A 23,763-nucleotide genomic window follows, 5' to 3' on the forward strand; every position below is an offset into this window, starting at 1 on the left:
GATAAGGCAGTTGGGCTTGGGGCTTGCGGCTTGAAAGCTTGCTGCTAAATAGAGGAACTATTTTCATGTCGCAGAAATTTGACGTTGTAGTGATTGGTGCGGGTCCTGGCGGCTACGTTGCCGCCATCAAGGCCGCACAACTGGGCCTCTCGACTGCTTGCATCGAAAAATACACCGACAAGGAAGGCAAACTGGCACTGGGCGGTACTTGCCTGAACGTCGGTTGCATTCCTTCCAAGGCGCTGCTGGACAGCTCCTGGAAATTCCACGAAGCCCAGGACGGCTTCGCGATCCACGGCATCAACCATGCCGGCGTGACCATGGACGTGCCAGCAATGGTCGGCCGTAAAGCCAACATCGTTAAAGGCCTGACTTCCGGCGTTGCGACCTTGTTCAAGGCCAACGGCGTGACTTCCCTGCAAGGCCACGGCAAACTGCTGGCCGGCAAGAAAGTTGAAATCACCAAGCCGGACGGCTCGGTAGAAATCATCGAAGCCGAGAACGTGATCCTGGCCCCAGGTTCGCGTCCAATCGACATTCCACCGGCTCCGGTTGACCAGAACGTGATCGTTGATTCGACCGGCGCCCTGGAATTCCAGGCCGTGCCTAAGCGCCTGGGCGTGATCGGCGCTGGCGTCATCGGCCTGGAACTGGGTTCGGTCTGGTCCCGCCTGGGTTCCGAAGTGACCGTGCTGGAAGCCCTGGACACGTTCCTGCTGGCTGCCGACACCGCGGTGTCCAAAGAAGCGCTGAAAACCCTGACCAAACAAGGTCTGGACATCAAGCTGGGCGCTCGCGTGACCGGCTCTAAGGTCAATGGCGAAGAAGTCGTCGTGACCTACACCGACAAGGATGGCGAACAGACCATCACTTTCGACAAGCTGATCGTGGCCGTTGGTCGCCGTCCAGTGACCACCGACCTGCTGGCTTCCGACAGCGGCGTGAACATCGACGAGCGTGGCTTCATCCACGTTGACGATCACTGCGCTACCACCGTTCCGGGCGTCTACGCCATTGGCGACGTGGTTCGCGGCATGATGCTCGCGCACAAGGCTTCCGAAGAAGGCATCATGGTTGTCGAGCGCATCAAGGGTCACAAGACCCAGATGAACTACGACCTGATCCCATCGGTTATCTACACCCACCCGGAAATTGCATGGGTCGGCAAGAACGAACAGCAGTTGAAAGCTGAAGGCGTTGAAGTTAACGTCGGCACCTTCCCGTTCGCCGCTTCTGGCCGTGCCATGGCAGCCAACGACACCGGTGGTTTTGTCAAAGTCATCGCTGATGCCAAGACTGACCGCGTATTGGGCGTCCACGTGATTGGCCCAGGCGCAGCAGAACTGGTTCAGCAGGGCGCGATCGGTATGGAATTCGGCACCAGTGCCGAGGACATCGGCATGATGGTCTTCTCCCATCCGACCCTGTCCGAAGCGCTGCACGAAGCCGCGTTGGCAGTGAATGGCCATGCCATCCACATCGCCAACAAGAAGAAGCGCTAAGCGAGATAATAAGAAACCACGGCGGAGTTGCCCGTCGTGAGCCTTGCGCGCAAGACTCACCGCGGAATATCCGCTGGACGCAGTCTTGCGCAGCTTTACGGGCCTTGAGCCCCGCAAGTTGCGCAAGCAGCAGTCACAGGTGGCGCGGCACTCATAATGAGCGCAGCGCCGAATGCGCAGTACCTAACGAAGACGGTAAAAAGCATGAATCTTCACGAGTATCAGGGTAAGCAGCTGTTCGCTGAATACGGCCTGCCAGTTTCCAAGGGCTACGCAGTAGACACCCCGGAAGCAGCAGCAGAAGCTTGCGACAAAATCGGCGGCACCGAGTGGGTTGTCAAAGCCCAGGTCCACGCTGGTGGTCGCGGTAAAGCGGGCGGCGTTAAGCTGGTTCGCAGCAAAGAAGACGCCAAGGCCTTCGCACAGCAGTGGCTGGGCAAGCGTCTGGTGACTTACCAGACTGATGCCAATGGCCAGCCAGTCACCAAGATCCTGGTTGAATCGTGCACTGATATCGCTAAAGAGCTGTACCTGGGCGCTGTCGTTGACCGTTCGAGCCGTCGCATCGTGTTCATGGCTTCCACCGAAGGTGGCGTGGACATCGAGAAGATCGCTCACGAAACCCCAGAAAAAATTCTGAAAGCCACTATCGACCCACTGGTTGGCGCCCAGCCATTCCAGGGTCGCGAGCTGGCTTTCCAGCTGGGCCTGGAAGGCAAGCAAGTTGCCCAGTTCGCCAAGATCTTCGTAGGTCTGGCCAAACTGTTCCAGGATCACGATCTGGCCCTGCTGGAAGTGAACCCGCTGGTGATCAAGGCTGACGGCGATCTGCACTGCCTCGACGCCAAGATCAACATCGACGCCAACGCCATGTACCGTCAGCCTAAGCTGAAGACTTTCCACGATCCGTCGCAAGACGATCCGCGCGAAGCGCACGCTGCCAAGTTCGAACTGAACTACGTAGCCCTGGAAGGTAACATCGGTTGCATGGTCAACGGTGCCGGCCTGGCCATGGGTACCATGGACATCGTCAACCTGCATGGCGGCAAACCAGCCAACTTCCTCGACGTGGGCGGTGGTGCTACCAAGGAACGCGTAACCGAAGCCTTCAAGATCATCCTGTCCGACTCCAACGTCGCTGCAGTACTGGTCAACATCTTCGGCGGCATCGTTCGTTGCGACATGATTGCCGAAGGCATCATCGGCGCAGTGAAAGAAGTCGGCGTTAAAATCCCGGTTGTTGTTCGCCTTGAAGGCAACAACGCTGAACTGGGCGCTAAAGTACTGGCAGAAAGCGGTTTGAACATCATCGCGGCTACCAGCCTGACCGACGCTGCTCAACAAGTTGTCAAAGCTGCGGAGGGCAAATAATGAGCGTCCTGATCAATAAAGACACCAAAGTTATCTGCCAGGGTATTACCGGTTCGCAAGGTAGTTTCCACACCCAGCAAGCCATCGAATACGGCACCAAGATGGTTGGCGGCGTAACCCCGGGCAAAGGCGGCACCGAGCACCTGGGCCTGCCAGTGTTCAACACCGTGAAAGACGCTGTAGCTGCCACTGGCGCCACCGCCAGCGTGATCTACGTTCCAGCTCCTTTCTGCAAGGACTCGATCCTGGAAGCGGCATTCGGCGGCATCAAGCTGATCGTGTGCATCACCGAAGGCATTCCTACCCTGGACATGCTGGACGCTAAAGTTAAGTGCGACGAGCTGGGCGTAGTCCTGATCGGCCCTAACTGCCCAGGCGTGATCACTCCAGGCGAATGCAAGATCGGCATCATGCCAGGTCACATTCACTTGCCAGGTAAAGTCGGTATCGTTTCCCGTTCCGGCACCCTGACCTACGAAGCTGTGAAGCAAACTACTGACGCCGGTTTCGGTCAGTCGACTTGCGTCGGCATCGGCGGTGACCCGATCCCGGGCTCCAACTTCATCGATATCCTGAAGCTGTTCCAGGAAGACCCGAAGACCGAAGCGATCGTGATGATCGGTGAGATCGGCGGTTCGGCTGAAGAAGAAGCGGCTGCCTACATCAAGGCACACGTGACCAAGCCGGTTGTTTCCTACATCGCTGGTGTGACTGCCCCTGCGGGCAAGCGCATGGGCCATGCTGGCGCAATCATCTCTGGCGGCAAAGGCACTGCAGACGAGAAATTCGCTGCACTGCAAGACGCAGGCGTTAAAACCGTGCGTTCGCTGGCAGACATCGGCAAGGCCTTGGCCGAGCTGACCGGTTGGGCTGTCAAGTAAGCCTCGCGCTTAGCTGACGCTTTACCAGCAAAGGCCACCTTCGGGTGGCCTTTGTGCATTCTGCAGATTGTTGACGATTCAAATGTGGGAGGGGGCTTGAACCCGATTGCAGGGCATCAGCCAGCTGATGTGGGACTGACGCACCGCTATCGGGAGCAAGCCCCCTCCCACAATTTTGTTTGTATTGCCAAATTAAGTATGAAAACGCGACATCGAGATGTCGCTTATCGGACAGTACGCCCCGCAACAGTGCGTTTGTCAGGCTAATTCTGTACCCTAGCCGCCTCTTTATGCGTCCGCCTCCCAAAAGGAAGCTGCGCGCTAGATCGGTCGGTGCCCATAAGGGCCGGCAGCATTTCCCTCATCCATAGGGAATCCCTCTCTAAATTCCGATTCAGTAGTGTGGTATTTCCTCAAATGAAAGTGTTGAAAAGCCAGGACATCCTGGCGTTGGGCTTCATGACCTTCGCCCTGTTCGTGGGCGCCGGCAACATCATCTTCCCGCCTATCGTTGGTTTGCAGTCCGGGCCTCATGTCTGGATGGCGGCGCTGGGCTTCCTGATCACCGCCGTTGGCCTGCCGGTGGTCACCGTGATCGCCCTGGCCAAGGTCGGTGGCGGCATGGACGCGCTGAGCAGCCCGATCGGCAAGATCGCCGGTGGCCTGCTCGCGGCGGCGGCGTATCTGGCGGTAGGGCCGCTGTTCGCCACCCCGCGTACCGCGACCGTGTCGTTTGAAGTGGGCCTGGCGCCGCTGACCGGCGAAAGCCCGCTGGCACTGTTCCTCTACAGCTCGGTGTATTTCCTGGTGGTGTTCTTTGTCTCCCTGTACCCAGGCCGACTGCTGGACACCGTGGGTCGCTTCCTGGCGCCGCTGAAGATCATCGCCCTGGCCATCCTCGGCATTGCCGCGTTTGCCCTGCCGGCAGGTGAGGTGGGTGTCGCCACCCCGGAATACGTCGCCGCACCGTTTTCCCAGGGCTTTATCAATGGCTACCTGACCATGGATACCCTGGGGGCGCTGGTGTTTGGCATTGTGATCGTCAATGCGATCCGTTCCCGTGGTGTCGAATCGCCCAAGCTGATCACCCGCTACGCGATCATTGCCGGGTTGATTGCCGGCGTCGGTTTGGCGCTGGTGTATGTCAGCCTGTTCCGCCTCGGGTCGGGCAGCCATGAAGTCGCTGCCGGCGCTGCCAATGGCGCCGCAGTGCTGCACGCTTATGTTCAGCACACCTTCGGTTCCCTGGGCAGTGGGTTCCTGGCTGTATTGATCTCCCTGGCATGCCTGGTCACTGCCGTCGGCCTGACCTGCGCATGTGCCGAGTACTTCAGCAAAATCCTGCCGCTGTCCTACAAGACCCTGGTAGTGATCCTGGCGCTGTTCTCGCTGTTCGTGTCGAACCTGGGCCTGACCAAGCTGATTGCGTTCTCGATCCCGGTACTCACCGCGATCTACCCGCCGTGCATCGTGCTGGTGGCCTTGAGCTTCTGCAAAGACTTCTGGCAGGAACAGGGCCGTATCGTCGGGCCGGTGATGCTGGTGTCGTTCATCTTTGGTTGCATCGACGCGCTCAAGGGCGCAGGCCTGGCAGGCTGGATGCCTTCGCAGCTGGCGAACCTGCCGCTGAGCGAGCAAGGCCTGGCGTGGCTGGTGCCGTCGGTGATGACGCTGGTTGTGGCGGTCGTCATTGATCGCATGCTGGGTAAGCGCAGCGAAGCCATCGCATAACAAGCGGGTTTCATGCAGTACGGAAATGCCTCGTATCAATCGATACGGGGCATTTTTTTTGAGCGCAAGGCAGTGTCTTTTTCTTTGCGCTAACGTCGAACAGACGCAAAAAGTTTCTCAATCTTCTTTCTGCAAGGACCCGCATGTCGTTCGTCGAAGCCAATCAGATCCACCTGCTTGCCGCCCTCTGGTTCATCCTGTGCTGGGGCGGCTACACCCGTTATGCCACCTGGAAAGCCCGAGACACCGCGTGCCTGGCCAGCGTGCTGCATTTGTATCGCGAGGACTGGATGCGCCGCATGCTGCTGCGTGACAACCGCATCGCCGATGCCAGCGTGATCGGCAACCTGGAGCGTAATGCCTCATTCTTCGCCTCCAGCACCTTGATCATCCTCGCCGGCATTCTCACGGTGCTGGGGGCTTCCGAGCGGGCGGTGTCATTGCTGGCGGACATACCCATGGTGCAGCAGGCCTCCCAGGGCATGTCGGAGATCAAGCTGCTCTGCCTGGCGCTGGTCTTCGTGTATGCCTTCTTCACCTTCAGTTGGTGCATGCGCCAGTACAACTTTGCCGCGGTGCTGGTCGGGTCGGCACCGATGATCGGTGAACGGCATGTGTCGGAGCAGGAGCGCAAGGCGTTTGCCCTGCGTGCGGCGCGGGTGATCTCCATGGCCGCCAACCAGTTCAACTTTGGCCTGCGTTCTTATTACTTCGGCATGACCATGCTGGCGTGGTTCGTCAGCCCCTGGTTGTTCATGTTGATGAGTGCCGGGGTGGTGTTTGTGTTGTATCGCCGGGAGTTTCATTCCGACGTACTGCAAGTGATGGTGTATACGCAGACGGATACACCGATGCCTGAGCCCGCCAAAGAGGAGATTTAATGCGTGACGCGCTGAGTTAAAACAACAGGCAAAGTAAAGCCCGCTCTATAAGCGGGCTTTCTTTTTATTGCAGCGAAGCTATTTCATGCAGCGGTATCAGGAACCGGTGGCAGGGGTAGCTGGTGCTGCTTCTTTTGCGGCGGCTTCGTTCGATTCAGCCTGAGCTTTGGCAGCATCGGCGTTTTCTTTCGCAGCGTCGTTCACTTTATCCTGAGCTTTCGCCATGTCTTTTTGAGCTTGCTCAGAATGCGCTGCGGCATCTTGGGCTTTGTCTTCGGATTTCTTGTCGCAAGCAGCGAGACCGAGGGCAGCGGCCAACATCATGGAAATAGCTAAAGTCTTACGCATGGGGTGTTTCTCCTTAGTGAAGATATCTACTGGCCTTTCGAGCATGGCCGTTCAGCATTAGTTCCTTTTATTCCACAGATATATAAACAACGACCTCAAAGGAACTTTCGCCCGCACCGTCTATTTCGCCCATCAACACTAATAAGAGTCTGCAACGAATGACCGAAAATCCCTTGTTAGAGCGCGCGACGCGCTTTGTCTCGGCCTTGCGCCATTGTCAGGTGCTGGGTATCAGCGTTCATCATGCCAGCGAGGAGGGCATCACGTTGGCCATGCCTTACGCCCCGCAGTTGGTGGGTGACCCCCAGACCGGCGTGATCCACGGTGGCGCTTTGACATCCTTGATGGACACTGCCTGCGGCATGGCCACCCTGTGTGTCCTGCCGGAGTTCGAGGTGTGCCCGACCCTGGACCTGCGTGTCGACTATATGCATCCCGCCGAGCCGCATAAGCCGGTATATGGTTTCGCCCAATGCTACCGGGTGACCACCGACGTGATCTTCACCCGTGGTTTTGCCTACCAGGACGATCCGCAACAACCCATCGCCCATGTGGTGGGCACTTTCATGCGCATGGGCAAGCGTCTCAAGGGCACCCACGGGTTGGGGCGCGCGATCAAGGGAGAGCAGGCATGACCCATCGATTCAAGACCCGCCTGGAACAGGCTCATCAGCGCGGCAACTACGAGGCGCTGCTGGACCTGATCCCCTACGCCAAACTGATCGGTATCGAATGCACCCGGCTGGGGGATGAATTGCTGTTTCGCCTGCCGGCCCACAAGGACAATATTGGTAACCCCATATTGCCGGCGCTTCACGGCGGGGTGATTGCCGGCTTCATGGAACTGGCAGCGGCGTTGCACCTGCTGGTGTTTACCGGAGCGCCGGGCCTCCCGAAAATCATCGATTTCTCCCTCGATTACCTGCGCGCCGGCCAGTTTCGCGACACTTACGCCAAATGCCAGGTGTGGCGCCAGGGCCGACGGGTGGCGAATGTGGCGATCACCGCCTGGCAAACCACCGCCGCCGAGCCCATCGCCACCGCCCGTGCGCATTTCAAGATCGAGGACGTGGTGCGCCCTTGAAATCCTGCTCTTAGCCCCCAACTTTGATGACAACCCGCCGCCAACCCTTCAGGGCGCGGCCACTGCCATCCAATTGGAGTTTGATGACCATGAGTGTGGAAACTCAAAAGGAAACCCTGGGCTTCCAGACCGAGGTGAAGCAACTGCTGCACCTCATGATCCATTCGCTGTATTCCAACAAGGAAATCTTCCTTCGCGAATTGATCTCGAACGCCTCTGACGCTGTCGACAAATTACGTTTCGAAGCCCTGTCCAAGCCTGAACTGCTGGAAGGCGGCGCGGAACTGAAAATCCGTGTGAGCTTCGACAAAGACGCCAATACCGTCACCCTCGAAGACAACGGTATCGGCATGAGCCGTGAAGATGCGATCACCCACCTGGGGACCATCGCCAAATCCGGTACCGCCGACTTCATGAAAAACCTGTCCGGCGACCAGAAGAAAGATTCGCACCTGATCGGCCAGTTCGGTGTGGGCTTCTACTCGGCCTTCATCGTGGCCGACAAGGTTGAAGTGTTCAGCCGTCGTGCCGGCCTTGACGCCAGCGAAGGCGTGCACTGGGCTTCCAAGGGCGAGGGCGAATTTGAAATCGCCACCATCGACAAGGCTGACCGTGGTACCCGCATCGTCCTGCACCTCAAATCCGGTGAAGACGAGTTCGCCGACGGCTGGCGCCTGCGCAATATCATCAAGAAGTACTCCGACCATATTGCCTTGCCGATCGAGCTGCCGAAAGAACAAGCGGCTGCCGAAGGTGAAGAGAAGCCTGCCCAGGAATGGGAAACCGTCAACCGCGCCAGTGCCCTGTGGACCCGTCCGCGTACCGAGATCAAGGACGAGGAATACCAGGAGTTCTACAAGCATATCGGCCACGACTACGAAAACCCGCTGAGCTGGAGCCATAACAAGGTCGAAGGCAAGCTGGAATACAGCTCGCTGCTCTACGTGCCGGCCCGTGCGCCGTTCGACCTGTACCAGCGTGAAGCGCCAAAAGGCCTGAAGCTCTACGTGCAGCGCGTGTTCGTGATGGACCAGGCGGAGTCGTTCCTGCCGCTGTACCTGCGCTTTATCAAGGGTGTGGTCGACTCCAATGACCTGTCGCTGAACGTGTCGCGGGAAATCCTGCAAAAAGACCCGATCATCGATTCCATGAAGTCGGCGCTGACCAAGCGCGTACTCGACATGCTGGAAAAACTGGCGAAGAACGAGCCAGAGCAATACAAGGGTTTCTGGAAAAACTTCGGCCAGGTCATGAAAGAAGGCCCGGCGGAAGATTTTGCCAACAAGGAAAAAATCGCCGGTCTGCTGCGCTTTGCTTCCACCCAGGGTGAAGAGGGCGAGCAGGTGGTGTCCCTGGCCGAGTACCTGGCACGTGCCAAGGAAGGCCAGGACAAGATTTACTACCTCACCGGCGAAACCTACGCACAGGTCAAGAACAGCCCGCACCTGGAAGTCTTCCGTAAGAAAGGCATCGAAGTGCTGCTGCTGACCGACCGTATCGATGAGTGGCTGATGAGCTACCTCAACGAGTTCGACGGCAAATCCTTTGTCGACGTGGCCCGTGGCGACCTGGACCTGGGTAACCTGGACTCCGAGGAAGAGAAGAAAGAAGCCGAGGAGGTCGCCAAGGCCAAAGAAGGCCTGGTTGAGCGGATCAAGGCGTCCCTGGGCGATGCCGTCAGCGAAGTGCGGGTTTCCCACCGTCTGACCGATTCCCCGGCGATCCTGGCCATCGGCGAGCAGGACCTGGGCATGCAGATGCGCCAGATCCTCGAAGCCAGCGGCCAGAAGGTCCCGGACTCCAAGCCGATCTTCGAATTCAACCCGGCTCACCCGTTGATCGAGAAACTCGACGGCGAGCAGAGCGAAGAGCGCTTTGGCGACCTGTCCCACATCCTTTTCGACCAGGCGGCCCTGGCCGCTGGCGACAGCCTCAAGGACCCGGCCGCCTACGTGCGCCGACTGAACAAGCTGTTGGTTGAACTGTCGGTTTGATACCGTTGTAGAAAAACCCGCTTCGGCGGGTTTTTTCGTTTGTAGGAGCGAGCTTGCTCGCGAAAAAACTGCGGGCGGCGCTGGGTGTCAGGTTGCCCGCGTGATCGTTGAGGTTCTTCGCGAGCAAGCTCGCACCTACAGCCTATTTCCGTTCTAGTGATCTTCAACTGGAGAAAATGATGAGCCAAGTCACTGTGCGTTCCGTGGTCTATCAGATTGATGGCCAGTCTTATGAAAGCCGCCTGGCGTTCGATGCCAGCCAAAAGAACCCGCTGCCCGGCCTGCTGATGGCGCCGAACTGGATGGGGGTGAGTGCGGGTGCCGAGGAGATCGCCAAGAGCGTTGCCGCCAAGGGCTACGTGGTGCTGATCGCCGACCTCTACGGGCAAACCGTGCGCCCGTCGAATGGCGATGAAGCCGGCGCCGCAATGATGCCGTTGAAGAATGATCGCCCGTTGCTGAACAAACGCATGCAGGCTGCCCTTGAGCAGCTGCAGGGCCAGACCGAAGCGGCAGTGGACACCTCGAAGCTGGCCACCTTTGGTTTCTGCTTCGGCGGTTGCTGCTCCCTGGAGCTGGCACGTACCGGTGCGCCATTGAAGGCTGCCGTATCGTTCCACGGCACCCTCGACACGCCGAACCCGGCAGACGCGAAAAACATCAAGGGTCCAGTGCTGGTACTGCACGGTGCTTCCGACCCGTTGGTGCCGAAAGAGCAACTGCCGGCGTTCGAAGATGAAATGAACGCGGCCGGCGTGGATTGGCAATTGCTGAGTTACGGCGGTGCGGTGCATTCCTTCACTGACCCGGATGCCAATGTGCCGGGCAAGATGATGTATGACGCCAAGACCGCTGCACGGGCGTTCCGGTCGATGCATAACTTGCTGGATGAAGTGTTCAAGGGCTGAATCTTCAGCGCCTGTTCCGGCGTCATCGGGGGCTTGCCCCCGATAGCTATCTCACCGGCAACTCAATTCTTTCAGTTTCACCCGGCACCGTCGGCCAATCCCCAGCGGCCCAGCGTTGCCTGGCCTGCTCGATCTTCAACGGATCGCTCGCGACAAAATTCCAATTGATCCGCCGTGGCCCATCCAGCGGTGCTCCGCCAAACACCACCAACTGGCAATCGCTCTCGGCGAACAGGGTCATTGCCTGCCCGGCCGGCAATACCACCAGGCTGTGCACCTCAAGCCGCTCACCCTCCAACTGGGCTTCACCCTCCAGCACATACACCGCGCGTTCCTCGTGCTCGTCAGGAATCAGCAGGGTCGTGGCCGTTTGCATGTGTACATCTGCATACAACGTAGGCGACAGCACCGGCACCGGTGATTTGAGGCAGAAGCCACTGCCGGCGATCAGGCGAATCCGCACGCCCAGGTTGTCACTCACCGGCAGGCTCGCTGCAGGGTGATGGCTGTAGTGTCCCGGCCCCGCTTCGTGGTCCTTGGGCGACGCCAGCCACACTTGCAGGCCATGCATGCTGAAACCGTGGGCCTTGAGTGCCTCGGGTGTGCGCTCGACATGGGCGATTGCACCGCCTGCAGTCATCCAGCTGACATCACCGGCCTCTACCACTTGATCCGACCCCAGGCTGTCCTTGTGCTGCAGTGCGCCTTCGAACAGATAGGTGAGGGTGGACAGGCCGATATGCGGGTGCTGGCGGATGTTCATGCCGCTGCCCGGTGCATAGCGGGTAGGCAGCATATGGTCGAAAAACACAAAGGGCCCGACGCTGCGACATTCCCGCGAGGGCAGCGGGCGCAGGATCGGCTGGCCTTCGACATCTTCGGGGCGTGGGCGGATCACGGTGAGGGTGGTCATGGTGCGTCCCAGTCTGAGCGGGTTGTAGGGTAATGAGCATAACCCGCTCGACGGGAGGTTGCCGCTATTGGCTGAACGCGCCTTCAGAGAGGCGGGTTTCGATGGTGACCTCGGCGGTGGTCATCAGCTTGTGTACCGGGCAGCGATCGGCCACACGGTGCAGCTCGTCGCGCTGTTCGTCGGTGAGTACGCCCTTGAGCGTCAGCTTGACGTTGAGCCTGTATTTGCCCTTTTGCTCTTCGCTGGCGTCGTGGGTGACTTCCACGGTCACGCCGGTCAGGGGGATGTCTTTTTTCTGGGCATAGAGCTTGACGGTCAGCGCCTTGCACGATGCCAGCGCGGCGTCGAAGTAATCGTGGGGGGAGGGCGCCGAGTCGTCACCACCCAGGCTCTTGGGCAGGTCGGTAAACAGCTCGTGGTTATTGATATTGACGCTGTGGCGGAAGTTGTCGGCGTTCAGCGTATTGACGGTAACAGGCATGGCAAACCTCACGGGTTGGCAGAAGGAAGGTCATGCAGTTATAGAGCATGCTGGCACGGGGGTGTTCCACATTTTTTTGCCGGCTGAACCCCGGTACGACACGCAAGGTCTACCGGTATTCGCCCTTATCGAGGTTATACCGTGCCCTGGACCCGCTTGAGTCTCGCCCTGTTGCTCGCCGCCAACAGTCTTGCCGCGCAGGCTCGCGACTATGCCTACAGCGATGCCCACCTGCATTACGTGGATTTCTTCCAGGAAACGGCGGGGATGGACACGTTGCTCAAGGCGATGGCAGAAAATCGCATCGAGCATGTCATGATTTCCGGCATTCCCGTCGCAAAGAAATGGCACGAAGACGAGCCCAAGCGCCCGCGCTACTACACCGGTGATGACGCGGATGCCTATTGGTACAGCGCCACGGACGTGATTGTTGCCGCAGCGGTAAATAAACTGACACCTGAACAGCGCCAGCACTTTCATCCATTTCTGTCCGGCTTCAACCCCAATGACAAGAATTCGGATGCCCATATCCAGCGCATGCTCGACCTCAACCCGGGGCTGTGGCAGGGCATCGGTGAAGTGTTTACCCGTCACGACGACCTTACCGCTCTCACATCGGGGGATACCCCGCGCGCCAACAACGAGGCCATGACGCGTATCTATCACCTGGCGGCGGAAAACGACTTGCCGGTGATGCTGCACTCCAATATCACCTCCAAGCGCGAGCGTAACCCGCTGTACCTCGCCGAAGTGGAAGAGCCGCTGCGCAACCACCCGCACACCCGCTTTATCTGGGCTCACGCCGGCACCAGCAAGGAAATTCACCGCCACCAGGTGCAAATGGACTTTTTGCTACCCACCTTGAACCGTATGCTCGAGGCTTACCCCAACCTGTATATCGACCTGTCCTGGAGCATGCTCACGCCGTACTTGCTGGATGATGGGGGCAAGCCTCGGCCGGAGTGGGTAACGCTGGTGGAGCGCTTCCCGGAGCGCTTTATGCTGGGTTCGGATGTCGTCGGGCGTTTCAACAAGCTGGGTGAGGAAATGCACCGCTTTGATGTCTTCCTGGATGCATTGCCTGAAGACGTTGCCCGCAAAGTGGCGAGGGACAACTTCCTGGCCATCCTGCCTAAACCTCGCGGCGATGAGGGTGCGCGTTGATATTGCGTTTTCGTCTCACGCAAATGCGGTTGCGGTCTCAAATCCCGTCGCCCATAAAAAAGGTTCATCACGGAATCCCGGGAAACACAGAAACAAGAACGCCGATTTGATTGATGATGTTCGTGCGAGCAAACACATCTAAAAAACCGGCGTTCTTATGCGTGATATTAATACTTTCCTTCCTTTTTGGGAGGGCTTTTCTGTCGTCACGATCAAGCCCGATGGTGACGCTCTAAAGATCGATCTGATTCCCCACGCCACCCGATTCCCTTCCTGCGGCGGCTGCCAAAAACCTTGTTCAACCACTCATGAGTATTGTGAGCGAACCGTTCGTGATCTGCCCATTCTCGGTCGCGCGGTGCGCCTCAGCATTTTGCTCAGGCGTGTTGGCTGCCGCGACTGTGGAAAACGCATGGAGGCCGTCAGTTGGCTGGATCGCTATGCCCGCATGACGCGCCGCTTGGCCGAGGCGGTCATTCAGGCCTGCGAGCGCCTTCCCACCCTGCACGTGGCCCAGATGTTTGGACTGCATTGGGACACTGTTCGGTTGCTGGAGCGTCGAGCCTTGCAGGCGGTGTTGAGTGAGTTGCCGAAGGCGCAACCACGACGCCTGATCATGGACGAGTTCGCGTTATTCAAAGGTCATCGTTACGCCAGCGTTGTGCTGGATGCCGATACACGACGAGTGCTGTGGATCGGTGAAGGCCGTAGCCGAGCGGCAGTCAGGCCGTTCTTCGAGGAACTGGGGCCGGAGGGCTGCGCTCGAATCGAAGCGGTGGCGATGGACATGAATACTGCTTTTGATCTGGAGGTTCGCCAGCATTGCCCGAAAGCGCGAGTGGTCTACGACCTTTTCCATGTGGTGGCCAAATATGGCCGAGAGGTGATTGATCGGGTCCGCGTCGACGAAGCTAATCGGCTGCGTCATAACAAGCCGGCTCGCAAGGTCATCAAGCAGGCACGATGGCTGTTGCTGCGTAACCCACAGAACCTGAAAACGCCGGAACAACAGGTCCATTTGCAGGATTTATTGGAGGCCAACCAATCGCTGATGACAGTTTATTTGATGAAGGCTGAACTCAAAACGCTCTGGACACCGAGCACTGCCTGGACCTGGAGATCGGCCTGGAAGCAATGGCTGCGCCATGCATATGAAAGCGAAATACCGGCTCTGATCCAGTTTGCCAAACGGCTAAAGGGTTATTGGCGGGGCATCGTCAGTCGGGTTCGCTGGCCGATGCACACCGGTCAGTTGGAAGGAATAAACAATCGAATAAAGGTCATCAAACGGATGGCGTACGGTTACCGGGATAGCGAATTCTTCTTCATGAAGATCAAGAGCGTCTTTCCCGGTAATCCGTGATGAACCATAAAAAAGCCCCGAACCAGTCGGGGCTTTTCATGTGATCAACCTGCGGGGCTCACTTACCCTGCCAGCGTTTCAGCACCAGGGTGGCGTTAGTGCCACCGAAGCCGAAGCTGTTGCTCATCACGGTGTCGACTTTGACGTTTTCAACCGTCTTGGTCAGGATCGGCATATCGGCGACGACTGGGTCGATCTCGTCGATGTTGGCCGAACCGGCCATGAAGTTGCCTTCCATCATCAGCAGGCAGTAGATCGCTTCGTGAACGCCGGCGGCGCCCAGGGAGTGACCCGACAGGCTCTTGGTGGAGCTGATTTTCGGAGCCTTGTCGCCGAATACCGCGCGTACACCTTCCATTTCCTTGGCGTCGCCGACCGGAGTCGAGGTGCCGTGGGTGTTCAGGTAGTCGATCGGGGTATCCACGGTGGACATGGCCATCTGCATGCAACGGATGGCGCCTTCACCGCTTGGCGCAACCATGTCGTAGCCATCGGAAGTGGCGCCGTAGCCGACGATTTCCGCGTAGATCTTGGCGCCACGGGCCAGGGCGTGCTCCAGCTCCTCGACCACCACCATGCCGCCACCGCCGGCGATGACGAAACCGTCACGCTTGGCATCGTAGGCGCGGGAGGCCTTTTCCGGGGTTTCGTTGTACTGGGTGGACAGGGCGCCCATGGCGTCGAACAGGAACGACTGGCTCCAATGTTCTTCTTCGCCGCCGCCGGCGAACACGATGTCCTGCTTGCCCAGTTGGATCTGCTCGACGGCGGTACCGATGCAGTGTGCACTGGTGGCGCATGCGGAGGAGATCGAGTAGTTCACGCCCTTGATCTGGAACGGCGTGGCCAGGCAGGCCGAAACGGTGCTGCCCATGGTCCGCGTGACACGGTACGGGCCAACGCGCTTCACGCCTTTTTCGCGCAGGATGTCCAGCGCTTCCATCTGGTTGAGGGTCGATGCGCCGCCGGAGCCGGCGATCAGGCCGGTGCGTACGTTCGATACCTGGTCTTCGCTCAGGCCGGAGTCGGCGATGGCGTCTTTCATGGCCAGGTAGGCATAGGCGGCAGCGTGGCCCACGAAGCGATAGATCTTGCGATCGATCAGTTCTTCGAGGGGCAGGTCGATGGAGCCGGAAACCTGGCTACGCAGACCCATTTCGGCATATTCCGGGTTGAAGCGGATGCCAGGGCGACTTGCACGCAGGTTAGCGGTGACGGTCTCTTTGTCATTGCCCAGGCAAGAAACGATGCCCAGACCAGTGATAACGACGCGGCGCATGCGGATAACCCTTAAAAGTTGTCAGTGGAAGTAAATACGCCGACCCGAAGGCCTTCGGCAGTATAGATCTCGCGACCGTCGACAGTCACCGAACCGTCGGCGATGGCCAGGTTCAGCTTGCCCTTGAGGACGCGCTTGATTTGAATGTTGTAGGTGACTTTCTTGGCGGTCGGCAGGACCTGGCCGAAGAACTTCACTTCGCCCGAACCCAGGGCGCGGCCACGGCCTGGCAGGCCTTGCCAGCCCAGGTAGAAGCCGACCAGTTGCCACATGGCGTCGAGGCCCAGGCAGCCAGGCATGACAGGGTCACCTTCGAAGTGACAGGCGAAGAACCACAGGTCCGGGGTGATATCCAGCTCGGCGACCAATTCACCTTTGCCGTACTTGCCACCCTCTTCGCTGATATGGGTGATGCGATCCACCATCAGCATGTTCGGGGCGGGCAGTTGCGCGTTACCTGGGCCGAACAGCTCACCGCGACTGCAGCGCAGCAGGTCTTCCCGAGTAAAGGCGTTTTGTTTGGTCATGCGAGCTCCTCAATAATCCCATGCGGCAGGGTAGGGCAAATCTTCCCGAACCGAATGAAGCGTTCATGCCTCATGTCGGCAGCCTACACATAGACTATTGCGTTGTAGTGAAAGTCACAGCGGCAAGGTGCTGAATGTACACTTGTTCACTGAAATTTTAAACCGAGCCTGTTTATGGGCCCGTTCGGGTGCCTAAGACTGCCGCACTTTCGTCTTTCACGCCAGTCGGAGTTGGCTAGTGGCGCGCCGCTATTGCACCCAGCGCTGCAGGATTTGCTGCAGATCCGTGCGTTTGAACGGCTTGGCCAGGTAATCGTTCATTCCAGCCGCAAGGCAGGCTTCCCGGTCGCCCTGCAAGGCGTTGGCCGTCAGGGCGATGATCGGCAGGTCGGCGCAGCCGGGCAGTTGGCGAATCTGCCGGGTGGCTTCATAACCGTCGATCAAGGGCAGGCGACAATCCATCAGGATCGCGGTGAATATCAGGCTCTCGGCACTGCGGATCGCCTCGGCGCCATCGGTGGCCAGGCTGACTTCAAAGCCCAGGCTGCGCAGCATGGCTTCGACCACGGCGCGGTTGACCGGATTGTCCTCCACCAGCAACACATGGCGACCCTCGCCGGCGCTGTGCTTGCCCTCGGCATCCAGGGCGATCGACGGCTGGCTGTGGGGGTCGATGGCCAGCGGGATTTCCAGGGTAAACACCGAGCCACGGCCTTCTTCGCTCTGCGCGCGCAGCGTGCCACCCATGCGTTCGGCCAGGGTACGGGCGATGGGCAGCCCGAGACCGGTACCGCCGTAACGTCTTGAAATGGAACTGTCGGCCTGCTGGAACGCATCGAACATCAATTCCAGGCGCTCGGCGGAAATCCCGATGCCGCTGTCACGCACGGTGCAGGTGAACCACACCAACTCATGGTCGAGCACCTGCCAATGGGGCTCGACGCTGACGGTGCCGTATTCGGTGAACTTCAAGGCATTGCCGATCAGGTTCACCAGGATCTGGCGGATCCGCGTCGGATCGCCCTGTACCCGCAGTGCGTCCATGCCGGGCGGGATCGGCAGCTTGAGCGCCAGCCCGCGCTGCTGGGCGCTGTGCTGGAAGGCCTGGGCGCAACTGTTGATCAGGTCGGCCAGGTTGAAGGGGATATGTTCCAGCTCCAGGGCCGCGCGTTCGATGCGCGAGAAGTCGAGAATGTCGTTGATCACCTTGAGCAAATGCTCGGTGGATTCGGAGGCCAGCGCCGCGTATTCGGTCTGTTCCTCGGTCATGTCGGTGGTTTCCAGCAGTTGTAGCATGCCCAGTACACCGTTCATCGGCGTGCGCAGTTCGTGGCTCATCATGGCCAGGAAGTCTGACTTGGCGTTGTTGGCCCGCTCGGCCTCTTCGCGGGTCTGGATCAACTGGGCCATGGCCTGCTGTTGTTCGCGGCTGGCCTGGTTGAGGCCTTCGGCGAGGTTGTTGATATGCCGCGACAGGTCGCCCAGCTCCGAGTCATCCACAATCGGCAGCGGCGTCTTGTAGTCGCCCTGCTGGATGGCCTTGACCGCATTGCCCATGGCGCTGATCGGTTGCGACAGGCTCGCCGCCAGGCGCCGGGCGAGCAGGAACGTAAACAGCAGGGCGAACAGCGCGAGGATACCGGCCTTGAACAGGATCTCCTGCTGGCGCTGGCTGAAGGCGTCATTGGACATGCCGACGATCACCCGGCCCAGATAGTCCGCGCGGGGGGCCTTGGGTTCGTTAAGGTTGTCCTGGAAAAAGTCGTTGCCCAACTGGATATGCTGCAGGCGGATCGGCGCCTGGAACACTTTGACCGACAGCGCGCGGTCGTGTTTCTCCGCGGGTTGCTCGACGTACACCAGGATATTTTCGCTGCTGTCCTGAATCTCCAGGAAGCGCACATGGGGCGTGGCCAGCGTGGCGCGCAGCAGGCTGTCGAGCACATCGTTGTTGCCCGAGATCACCCCATATTCGGTGGCGGGTGCCAGTTGGTTGGCGATCAATTGGCCGGTGTGGTCCAGTTCCTGGCGCGGGTCCTGGATACGCACGAAGGTGAAGAAGCTGATCAACAGCAACGTCAGCAACAGCGCCGGGCCCAGGGTTATGAGCTGGGTGCGGGTATTGATGTCCCAACGACGACGCAAGGTCATGGGCGTTTTTCTCCTTCGGCCATTCGGGCGGCGACGCTGGCTTCGTCCACCTGTTCGATGCCCAGTGAGCGTGCGACCTGCGCGTTGCCCACGACTTTGAAGTGGTCGGGGTACAGCGCGCGTGGCCAAGCGGCCGGCGGCTGGTCGAGCAAACGATCGAGTACCGCCAGCCAATCGTCCTGGTCGCTGTAGGTGCTGGCGAGGCTGCCGGCGCGCACAAACCCTGCATTGGGCCCGAACAGCGGCAATTGCTGGGCGTAGCTGCTCAGCAGCAGGTTTTTAGCGGTCTTCGGGTTGTACAGCTGCGGGTCATCGAGGCCGAGCAGCACGTCGCTGTTCCTGAACAGGGTTTGCAGCGGGCGACTGTCGTTAGTGTTGTCCCAGCGCTGCGGCACGATCTCCAACTCCAGGGACGCCGCGTGCTGGCGCAATTCGGGCAGCAGGAATTCACTGTCGGTGCCGTAGAGCACACCGATGCGCCGTGCCTGGGGCAGGACGCTGCTGATCAGGCGCAGCTGCCGCTCCAGCGGCGGGTCGCTCCACAACAGGCTGACCCGCGCGTGCCGTGAGGCCTCCGGGCGCTGATGGGCTTGTAGCCGACTGATGCGCAGTACCAGCGTCGGCGGCCCTTGGGTATCCCGCAGGCGCCAGTCGAGGCCGGGCAGGTCGAGCAGGATCAGGCGCGTGCCGGCGGGCAGGTGGCTGGGTGCCGGCAAGGCCGCAAGGGACGTGAAGGTGACGCGGTCTTCGGGGCGTTGCCGGGCCAGCGCCTGGGTAAAGGCCTGCACCCCGGCGCCGTCTTCGGCGGCGGTCAGCAGGATCTCGGCGCTCCACGCCGGTGCGCACAGCAACAGGCCGGCCAGCAGCCCGGCAAGTCGCCGCAACTTATAGATAAAGAAGGAGGTCATCCGTGACGAGTCGCCCATCTCAGAACTCCAGCTCCGCGCTGAAGTAGAGTACGTGACGATGGTCGTAAGTGTTGTCGGCCCAGGTGGTGGGCTGGTTATCGAGGCGTTGTTGCAACATGCCGGCCAGCTCCACGTTGGCTTTGCCCAGGGCAATGCGCTTGGCCACCCGCAGGTCGACCCGTTCGAAACGATATTGGTTGAGTGCGTCGTCGCCATAGTAGAACAGCGCGCTGGACCAACCTTGGCCCCATTCGCGCAACCAGCCGGCCGAGCCACTGTTACGCGCGGTCTGTGCTTTGTCCAGTGGGTTGCTGGTGGTGGCGTCGACATACGCGTAAGTCAGCCGCAGGCGGTCGGCGTTGCTCACGCGCCAGTCGAACTGGGACTCGGCGCCGGTGAAGCGTGAGCTGTTGGCGTTGCTGGCAATGTACTGGTTATTGCGCAGCGGCGAGCTGATCATGTCGGTGATTTCGTCGTAGAACACCTTCACGTCCATGTTCAGCCCGATGTCGGCAAAGAAGCCGTTGTAGCCCAGTTCCCGCGAGCGCATCAGTTCTTTGTCGAGGTTGCCCGGGCCCCGCGTCTTCACGAAGTACTGTCCGGAACTCTGCCCATAGGTCGGTGAGCTGAGGTTGGTGACGCGGTAGCTCCAGTTGACATTGTTCTCGAACATGTCCGGCGAACGGATGGCTTCCGAGTACACCGCGCGCAAGCCGTGGCGCGGGTTGATCAAATAGTTGACCGCCACCCTTGGCGTCAGCGAATGGCCGCTCAGGTGCGTGTCTTCGAACATGGCGCCGCCTTGCAGCAGCCAATGTTCACTGGCGCGCCATTCCAACTGGCCGAACAGGCGCCAGGTGGTATCGTCCAGGGTGCCGTTGAAGTAGGTATCGGAGTCGGCGCGGTCGTAGCGGTAATTCATGCCGCTGACCAGGCGCAGGCTGTCGGACAGGCTGAGGGTGTCCTGGATTTCCACATCGTAGCGGCTTTCGCGGGTGCTCTGGTCGATGTCGCCGCATACGCTCTGGTTGGCGCCGTTGCGCCACTGGTCCAGTACCTGGTTGGCCAAGGCTTGTTCGGCGGCGCTGCCCGGTGGTGCGGTGCCCTGGCTGTAGGTGTCCATATGCCGGGCCAGCCGTTCGGCATAGTTGGGGTTGAGCTGCCACAACTGGGTCAGCTCGGGGCTGAACGAGACCTTGGCGTCACAGGCCTTCCAGATTTGCCGGCGGTCCCACTGCTGGGCCGAGCCTTGGATATACAGGCTGTGCTCTGGGTTGAAATCAAAGTTCCAGCGCAGGGAACCGGCGTAGTCCTTGGCCGTGACATCGGAATTGTCGCCGCCCTCGGTAATCCCGGCGAATACGGGGGTGTAGGTGTAAGGGCGCTGGTTGGTGCCTTCCTTGGCATTCAGTTGCCAGTCGATACTCTGTTGCGCGTTCAAGGTCTGGCTCACTGCCAGGCTGAAGCGGTTGAGGCGACGGCCGTCTCGGCGGTCGGCGCCAACGGCATCGCTGTCAAAGCCATCGTCCTGTTGCCCGGACAGCGACAGGCGCAGATCGCCGGTTTCCCAGCCCACGCCCTGGCTGGCATAAAAGTCATTGATACCGCGCTCACCGCGAATCACCTTCACCCGTGAGCCATGGCTGTTGGCCGGTGAGCGCGTGAGGATATTGACCACCGCCATCAAGGCATTCGCCCCGTAGCTGACGGTGTTGGGGCCGCGGAAGACCTCGATGCGCTCGATGTCTTCCATCGCCACCGGAATGTCGCTCCAGTCCACCGTGGCCAGGCCGGCGCGGTACACCGAACGCCCGTCGATCAACACCTGCATGCGTCGCGCATCGCTGGCGCTGGTGCCGTGGTAGTTCACCGCCGCCTGGTTGCCGGTGGTGTAGCCGACCATCATCCCCGGCACCAGGCGCAGCAGCTCGCTGATATCCCTTGCGCCGCTGGCCTTGATCAACTCGCTGTCGATCACGGTCATGCTGCCCGGCACGGCGGCGGCCGATTGCTTGAGGCGCGTGGCGGTCAAGACCTGCGGCAGCGGCTGGCTGTCGAGGAACAGGTCGTCAGCCAGCGCAGGTGCACTGCACAACAGCATAAGCAGTAGAGATGAACGGGAAGGAGGGCCCAAATACACGACATGGCCTTGATAGTGACGGATAGCCGTCCATGTTAACCGAGGCGAGGCTATTTGCCAGTCGCCGCCCTTGCAATTCCGTCCCACAGGCGTGGCATTTCCCGACAGGCCCACGATTTGATACGGGGGCTGGCCGCAAGCGGGTCGCCCCGTATAATGCCGCCATCGCCACTGGTATGGATTAACGGATTGCATATGACTGAACAGCGCCCTATTGCGGTCCTGGGAGGCGGAAGTTTTGGTACCGCCGTGGCTAACCTGCTGGCCGAGAACGGTCATGCGGTGCGCCAGTGGATGCGCGATCCCGAGCAGGCCGAGGCCATTCGCGTACACCGCGAAAACCCGCGTTACCTTAAAGGCATCAAGATTCATCCGGCGGTCGAGCCGGTCACCGACCTGTTGGCCACCCTGGCGGACTGCGACCTGTGCTTTGTTGCGCTGCCTTCCAGCGCCTTGCGCGCGGTGCTGGCGCCCCATGCCGAGCGCCTGGCGGGCAAGCTGCTGGTCAGCCTGACCAAGGGCATCGAGGCGCAGACCTTCAAGTTGATGAGCGAAATCCTCGCCGAGATCGCCCCCCAGGCGCGCATTGGCGTGCTGTCCGGGCCGAACCTGGCGCGGGAAGTCGCCGAGCACGCGCTGACCGCCACGGTGATCGCCAGCGAGGATGAGGCGTTGTGCGAGCGCGTCCAGGCGGTGCTGCATGGCCGGACCTTCCGCGTGTACGCCAGTGGCGACCGCTTTGGCGTGGAACTGGGCGGGGCGCTGAAAAACGTCTACGCGATCATCGCCGGCATGGCGGTGGCGCTGGGCATGGGCGAAAACACCAAGAGCATGCTGATTACCCGTGCCCTGGCGGAAATGACCCGCTTCGCGGTGAACCAGGGCGCCAACCCCATGACCTTCCTGGGCCTGGCCGGCGTGGGCGACTTGATCGTCACCTGCTCGTCGCCGAAAAGCCGCAACTACCAGGTGGGTTTCGCCCTGGGCCAGGGCCTGAGCCTGGAAGACGCGGTGACGCGCCTGGGTGAAGTGGCCGAAGGGGTCAACACCCTCAAGGTGCTCAAGGCCAAGGCCCAGGAAGTCGGCGTGTACATGCCGCTGGTCGCCGGGCTGCACGCGATCCTGTTTGAAGGGCGCACCTTGAACCAGGTCATCGAGTTGCTGATGCGGGCCGAGCCCAAAACCGACGTCGACTTTATTTCCACCAGTGGTTTCAACTGAGGAACGCGCCATGAACGATCCAAAAGCAGCCCCCAAGTACGAGTCCATTGTCCTGCGCATCCTGTGGATGCTGGTGTTTGCCCTGGTGTGGCAGGTGGCGCAGTTCCTGCTCGGCGCATTGGTGGTGGTGCAGTTGATCTACCGCCTGGTCTACAGCGCGCCGAACCTGGGCCTGATGAACTTCGGCGACAGCTTCAGCCAGTTTCTTGCCCAGATCGGCCGCTTTGGCAGCTTCCACACCGAGCAGAAGCCCTGGCCGTTCGCCGACTGGCCAACCCCGCGCGCTCCCGAGGGCGAAGCCGCCCACAGCGTGCCGCCGGCGCCGCACCCGGTGCGGGATGAGGAGCCGAAGCTATGAAGGTGTGGGTCTTGCGTCACGGTGAGGCCGAGGCGCATGCCCGCACGGATGCCGAGCGCAACCTCACCGAACATGGCCGCGCCGAGGTGTTGCGCAGTGCGGCGCACCTGATCGGCCAGCCGCTCAGCGCGATCATTGCCAGCCCGTACGTGCGCGCGCAGCAGACTGCACAGCTGGTGCGGGACGCGTTGGGTTTTGCGCCGGACATCCGCACGGTGCCTTGGCTCACGCCGGAGGGCAATCCGCTGGAGGTCCTGAGCAAGCTCGACAGTGATGACAACGTGCTGCTGGTCAGTCATCAGCCCCTGGTCGGCAGCTTGATCAGTTTTCTGCAGCATGGCCATCAGCGCCAGCCGCAGCCGATGTCCACCGCCAGCCTGGCAGAGCTTGAGGGCGACTTCCCGCTGGCGGGGTTGATGAGCCTGGTCAGCGTGAAGAATCCGTAGGCTACCGCCAGGCCACAGAGGATCGGGTCTTATGTCCGTCGCTTTTCGTTGGAGCGAGCGCAGCGAGGCAGTTGTGTGGCAGGATTAGGGCCGTAATAAAACCAATAAGGAC

22 protein-coding genes are annotated in these 23,763 nt (G+C 60.2%); 14 read left to right on the plus strand and 8 right to left on the minus strand.

Annotation, left to right across the window (positions count from 1 at the left end; translation table 11 throughout):
- Positions 1-65 precede the first annotated feature (65 nt).
- The 5 genes from lpdA (at position 66) to BLW22_RS06400 (ending at position 6,366) form a co-directional block, all read left to right on the plus strand.
- Complete coding sequence (lpdA, locus tag BLW22_RS06380; RefSeq protein ID WP_065924490.1) at positions 66-1,502, plus strand: dihydrolipoyl dehydrogenase; 1,437 nt, start codon at positions 66-68, stop codon at positions 1,500-1,502.
- Positions 1,503-1,706: 204 nt separating this feature from the next.
- Positions 1,707-2,873, plus strand: coding sequence for an ADP-forming succinate--CoA ligase subunit beta (sucC, locus tag BLW22_RS06385; RefSeq protein ID WP_003233235.1), 1,167 nt, complete (start codon positions 1,707-1,709; stop codon positions 2,871-2,873).
- A complete protein-coding gene (sucD, locus tag BLW22_RS06390; RefSeq protein ID WP_003172813.1) occupies positions 2,873-3,754 on the plus strand; it encodes a succinate--CoA ligase subunit alpha in 882 nt (293 codons plus the stop codon). Before sucC ends, sucD begins: the two co-directional genes overlap by 1 nt.
- 417 nt (positions 3,755-4,171) lie before the next feature.
- Positions 4,172-5,485, plus strand: a complete 1,314-nt coding sequence (gene brnQ, locus BLW22_RS06395) for a branched-chain amino acid transport system II carrier protein (RefSeq protein WP_065924491.1) — start codon at positions 4,172-4,174, stop codon at positions 5,483-5,485.
- Between the two features lie 143 nt (positions 5,486-5,628).
- A complete protein-coding gene (locus tag BLW22_RS06400; protein ID WP_027607062.1) occupies positions 5,629-6,366 on the plus strand; it encodes a DUF599 domain-containing protein in 738 nt (245 codons plus the stop codon).
- Between the two features lie 96 nt (positions 6,367-6,462).
- Here BLW22_RS06400 and BLW22_RS06405 read toward each other — a convergent pair whose 3' ends face one another.
- Entirely contained in the window at positions 6,463-6,714 is a 252-nt protein-coding gene (locus BLW22_RS06405; RefSeq protein WP_010211724.1) for a hypothetical protein, read from the minus strand.
- 158 nt (positions 6,715-6,872) lie between these two features.
- Between BLW22_RS06405 and BLW22_RS06410 the strand changes: the two genes are divergently transcribed.
- The 4 genes from BLW22_RS06410 (at position 6,873) to BLW22_RS06425 (ending at position 10,700) form a co-directional block, all read left to right on the plus strand.
- Complete coding sequence (locus BLW22_RS06410; protein ID WP_065924492.1) at positions 6,873-7,349, plus strand: PaaI family thioesterase; 477 nt, start codon at positions 6,873-6,875, stop codon at positions 7,347-7,349.
- Positions 7,346-7,798, plus strand: a complete 453-nt coding sequence (locus BLW22_RS06415) for a PaaI family thioesterase (RefSeq protein WP_065924493.1) — start codon at positions 7,346-7,348, stop codon at positions 7,796-7,798. Before BLW22_RS06410 ends, BLW22_RS06415 begins: the two co-directional genes overlap by 4 nt.
- An 89-nt stretch (positions 7,799-7,887) precedes the next feature.
- Entirely contained in the window at positions 7,888-9,792 is a 1,905-nt protein-coding gene (gene htpG, locus BLW22_RS06420) for a molecular chaperone HtpG (protein ID WP_065947272.1), read from the plus strand.
- Between the two features lie 179 nt (positions 9,793-9,971).
- A complete protein-coding gene (locus tag BLW22_RS06425) occupies positions 9,972-10,700 on the plus strand; it encodes a dienelactone hydrolase family protein (protein ID WP_065924495.1) in 729 nt (242 codons plus the stop codon).
- A 46-nt stretch (positions 10,701-10,746) separates the two neighbouring features.
- On the opposite strand, the gene BLW22_RS06430 is transcribed toward BLW22_RS06425, so the two are convergent.
- Both BLW22_RS06430 and BLW22_RS06435 read right to left on the minus strand, forming a co-directional pair.
- Positions 10,747-11,613 (minus strand): pirin family protein, encoded by an 867-nt coding sequence (locus BLW22_RS06430; RefSeq protein WP_065947273.1) that lies wholly within the window; start codon positions 11,611-11,613, stop codon positions 10,747-10,749.
- A gap of 64 nt (positions 11,614-11,677) precedes the next feature.
- Positions 11,678-12,094 carry an OsmC family protein gene (locus tag BLW22_RS06435; protein ID WP_065924497.1) on the minus strand — a complete coding sequence of 139 codons (417 nt, stop codon included), beginning with the start codon at positions 12,092-12,094 and terminating at the stop codon, positions 11,678-11,680.
- Between the two features lie 141 nt (positions 12,095-12,235).
- Here BLW22_RS06435 and BLW22_RS06440 point away from each other — a divergent pair, with 141 nt between their 5' ends.
- Positions 12,236-13,258: an amidohydrolase family protein gene (locus BLW22_RS06440; RefSeq protein WP_065924498.1), complete on the plus strand. Its 1,023-nt coding sequence runs from the start codon at positions 12,236-12,238 to the stop codon at positions 13,256-13,258.
- Between the two features lie 157 nt (positions 13,259-13,415).
- Positions 13,416-14,621 carry an ISL3 family transposase gene (locus tag BLW22_RS06450; RefSeq protein WP_065924368.1) on the plus strand — a complete coding sequence of 402 codons (1,206 nt, stop codon included), beginning with the start codon at positions 13,416-13,418 and terminating at the stop codon, positions 14,619-14,621.
- A 58-nt stretch (positions 14,622-14,679) separates the two neighbouring features.
- Here the strand turns inward: BLW22_RS06450 and fabB are convergent, their stop codons facing one another.
- From fabB to BLW22_RS06475, 5 genes are all read right to left on the minus strand, one after another.
- Positions 14,680-15,900: a beta-ketoacyl-ACP synthase I gene (gene fabB, locus BLW22_RS06455; RefSeq protein ID WP_074844724.1), complete on the minus strand. Its 1,221-nt coding sequence runs from the start codon at positions 15,898-15,900 to the stop codon at positions 14,680-14,682.
- Between the two features lie 11 nt (positions 15,901-15,911).
- Positions 15,912-16,427: a 3-hydroxyacyl-[acyl-carrier-protein] dehydratase FabA gene (fabA, locus tag BLW22_RS06460; protein WP_003210552.1), complete on the minus strand. Its 516-nt coding sequence runs from the start codon at positions 16,425-16,427 to the stop codon at positions 15,912-15,914.
- 249 nt (positions 16,428-16,676) lie between these two features.
- On the minus strand, positions 16,677-18,578 hold the full coding sequence (locus BLW22_RS06465) for an ATP-binding protein (RefSeq protein WP_074844726.1): 1,902 nt from the start codon (positions 18,576-18,578) through the stop codon (positions 16,677-16,679).
- On the minus strand, positions 18,575-19,504 hold the full coding sequence (locus tag BLW22_RS06470) for an ABC transporter substrate-binding protein (protein ID WP_074844729.1): 930 nt from the start codon (positions 19,502-19,504) through the stop codon (positions 18,575-18,577). The genes BLW22_RS06465 and BLW22_RS06470 overlap by 4 nt, the downstream gene beginning before the upstream one ends.
- A gap of 1 nt (position 19,505) precedes the next feature.
- Complete coding sequence (locus tag BLW22_RS06475; protein ID WP_323146955.1) at positions 19,506-21,626, minus strand: TonB-dependent receptor plug domain-containing protein; 2,121 nt, start codon at positions 21,624-21,626, stop codon at positions 19,506-19,508.
- A 195-nt stretch (positions 21,627-21,821) separates the two neighbouring features.
- Between BLW22_RS06475 and BLW22_RS06480 the strand changes: the two genes are divergently transcribed.
- From BLW22_RS06480 to sixA, 3 genes are read left to right on the plus strand one after another with little or no spacing between them, the layout of a single operon-like run.
- Positions 21,822-22,847: an NAD(P)H-dependent glycerol-3-phosphate dehydrogenase gene (locus tag BLW22_RS06480; protein ID WP_065924502.1), complete on the plus strand. Its 1,026-nt coding sequence runs from the start codon at positions 21,822-21,824 to the stop codon at positions 22,845-22,847.
- A gap of 10 nt (positions 22,848-22,857) precedes the next feature.
- Complete coding sequence (locus BLW22_RS06485) at positions 22,858-23,205, plus strand: DUF4389 domain-containing protein (protein WP_074844731.1); 348 nt, start codon at positions 22,858-22,860, stop codon at positions 23,203-23,205.
- Complete coding sequence (gene sixA / locus BLW22_RS06490) at positions 23,202-23,651, plus strand: phosphohistidine phosphatase SixA (RefSeq protein ID WP_065924504.1); 450 nt, start codon at positions 23,202-23,204, stop codon at positions 23,649-23,651. The genes BLW22_RS06485 and sixA overlap by 4 nt, the downstream gene beginning before the upstream one ends.
- The last annotated feature ends 112 nt before the right edge of the window (positions 23,652-23,763 follow it).

The organism is Pseudomonas marginalis (assembly GCF_900105325.1).
Classification (GTDB): domain Bacteria; phylum Pseudomonadota; class Gammaproteobacteria; order Pseudomonadales; family Pseudomonadaceae; genus Aquipseudomonas; species Aquipseudomonas marginalis.

Coding starts and splice junctions, on each gene's coding strand:
- BLW22_RS06425 (WP_065924495.1), top strand. CDS start 9,972: ATGAGCCAAGTCACTGTGCGTTCCGTGGTCTATCAGATTGATGGCCAG.
- brnQ (WP_065924491.1), top strand. CDS start 4,172: ATGAAAGTGTTGAAAAGCCAGGACATCCTGGCGTTGGGCTTCATGACC.
- BLW22_RS06485 (WP_074844731.1), top strand. CDS start 22,858: ATGAACGATCCAAAAGCAGCCCCCAAGTACGAGTCCATTGTCCTGCGC.
- sixA (WP_065924504.1), top strand. CDS start 23,202: ATGAAGGTGTGGGTCTTGCGTCACGGTGAGGCCGAGGCGCATGCCCGC.
- sucD (WP_003172813.1), top strand. CDS start 2,873: ATGAGCGTCCTGATCAATAAAGACACCAAAGTTATCTGCCAGGGTATT.
- sucC (WP_003233235.1), top strand. CDS start 1,707: ATGAATCTTCACGAGTATCAGGGTAAGCAGCTGTTCGCTGAATACGGC.
- BLW22_RS06480 (WP_065924502.1), top strand. CDS start 21,822: ATGACTGAACAGCGCCCTATTGCGGTCCTGGGAGGCGGAAGTTTTGGT.
- lpdA (WP_065924490.1), top strand. CDS start 66: ATGTCGCAGAAATTTGACGTTGTAGTGATTGGTGCGGGTCCTGGCGGC.
- BLW22_RS06450 (WP_065924368.1), top strand. CDS start 13,416: ATGCGTGATATTAATACTTTCCTTCCTTTTTGGGAGGGCTTTTCTGTC.
- BLW22_RS06435 (WP_065924497.1), bottom strand. CDS start 12,094: ATGCCTGTTACCGTCAATACGCTGAACGCCGACAACTTCCGCCACAGC.
- BLW22_RS06405 (WP_010211724.1), bottom strand. CDS start 6,714: ATGCGTAAGACTTTAGCTATTTCCATGATGTTGGCCGCTGCCCTCGGT.
- BLW22_RS06400 (WP_027607062.1), top strand. CDS start 5,629: ATGTCGTTCGTCGAAGCCAATCAGATCCACCTGCTTGCCGCCCTCTGG.
- fabB (WP_074844724.1), bottom strand. CDS start 15,900: ATGCGCCGCGTCGTTATCACTGGTCTGGGCATCGTTTCTTGCCTGGGC.
- BLW22_RS06465 (WP_074844726.1), bottom strand. CDS start 18,578: ATGACCTTGCGTCGTCGTTGGGACATCAATACCCGCACCCAGCTCATA.
- BLW22_RS06470 (WP_074844729.1), bottom strand. CDS start 19,504: ATGGGCGACTCGTCACGGATGACCTCCTTCTTTATCTATAAGTTGCGG.
- BLW22_RS06410 (WP_065924492.1), top strand. CDS start 6,873: ATGACCGAAAATCCCTTGTTAGAGCGCGCGACGCGCTTTGTCTCGGCC.
- BLW22_RS06415 (WP_065924493.1), top strand. CDS start 7,346: ATGACCCATCGATTCAAGACCCGCCTGGAACAGGCTCATCAGCGCGGC.
- fabA (WP_003210552.1), bottom strand. CDS start 16,427: ATGACCAAACAAAACGCCTTTACTCGGGAAGACCTGCTGCGCTGCAGT.
- htpG (WP_065947272.1), top strand. CDS start 7,888: ATGAGTGTGGAAACTCAAAAGGAAACCCTGGGCTTCCAGACCGAGGTG.
- BLW22_RS06430 (WP_065947273.1), bottom strand. CDS start 11,613: ATGACCACCCTCACCGTGATCCGCCCACGCCCCGAAGATGTCGAAGGC.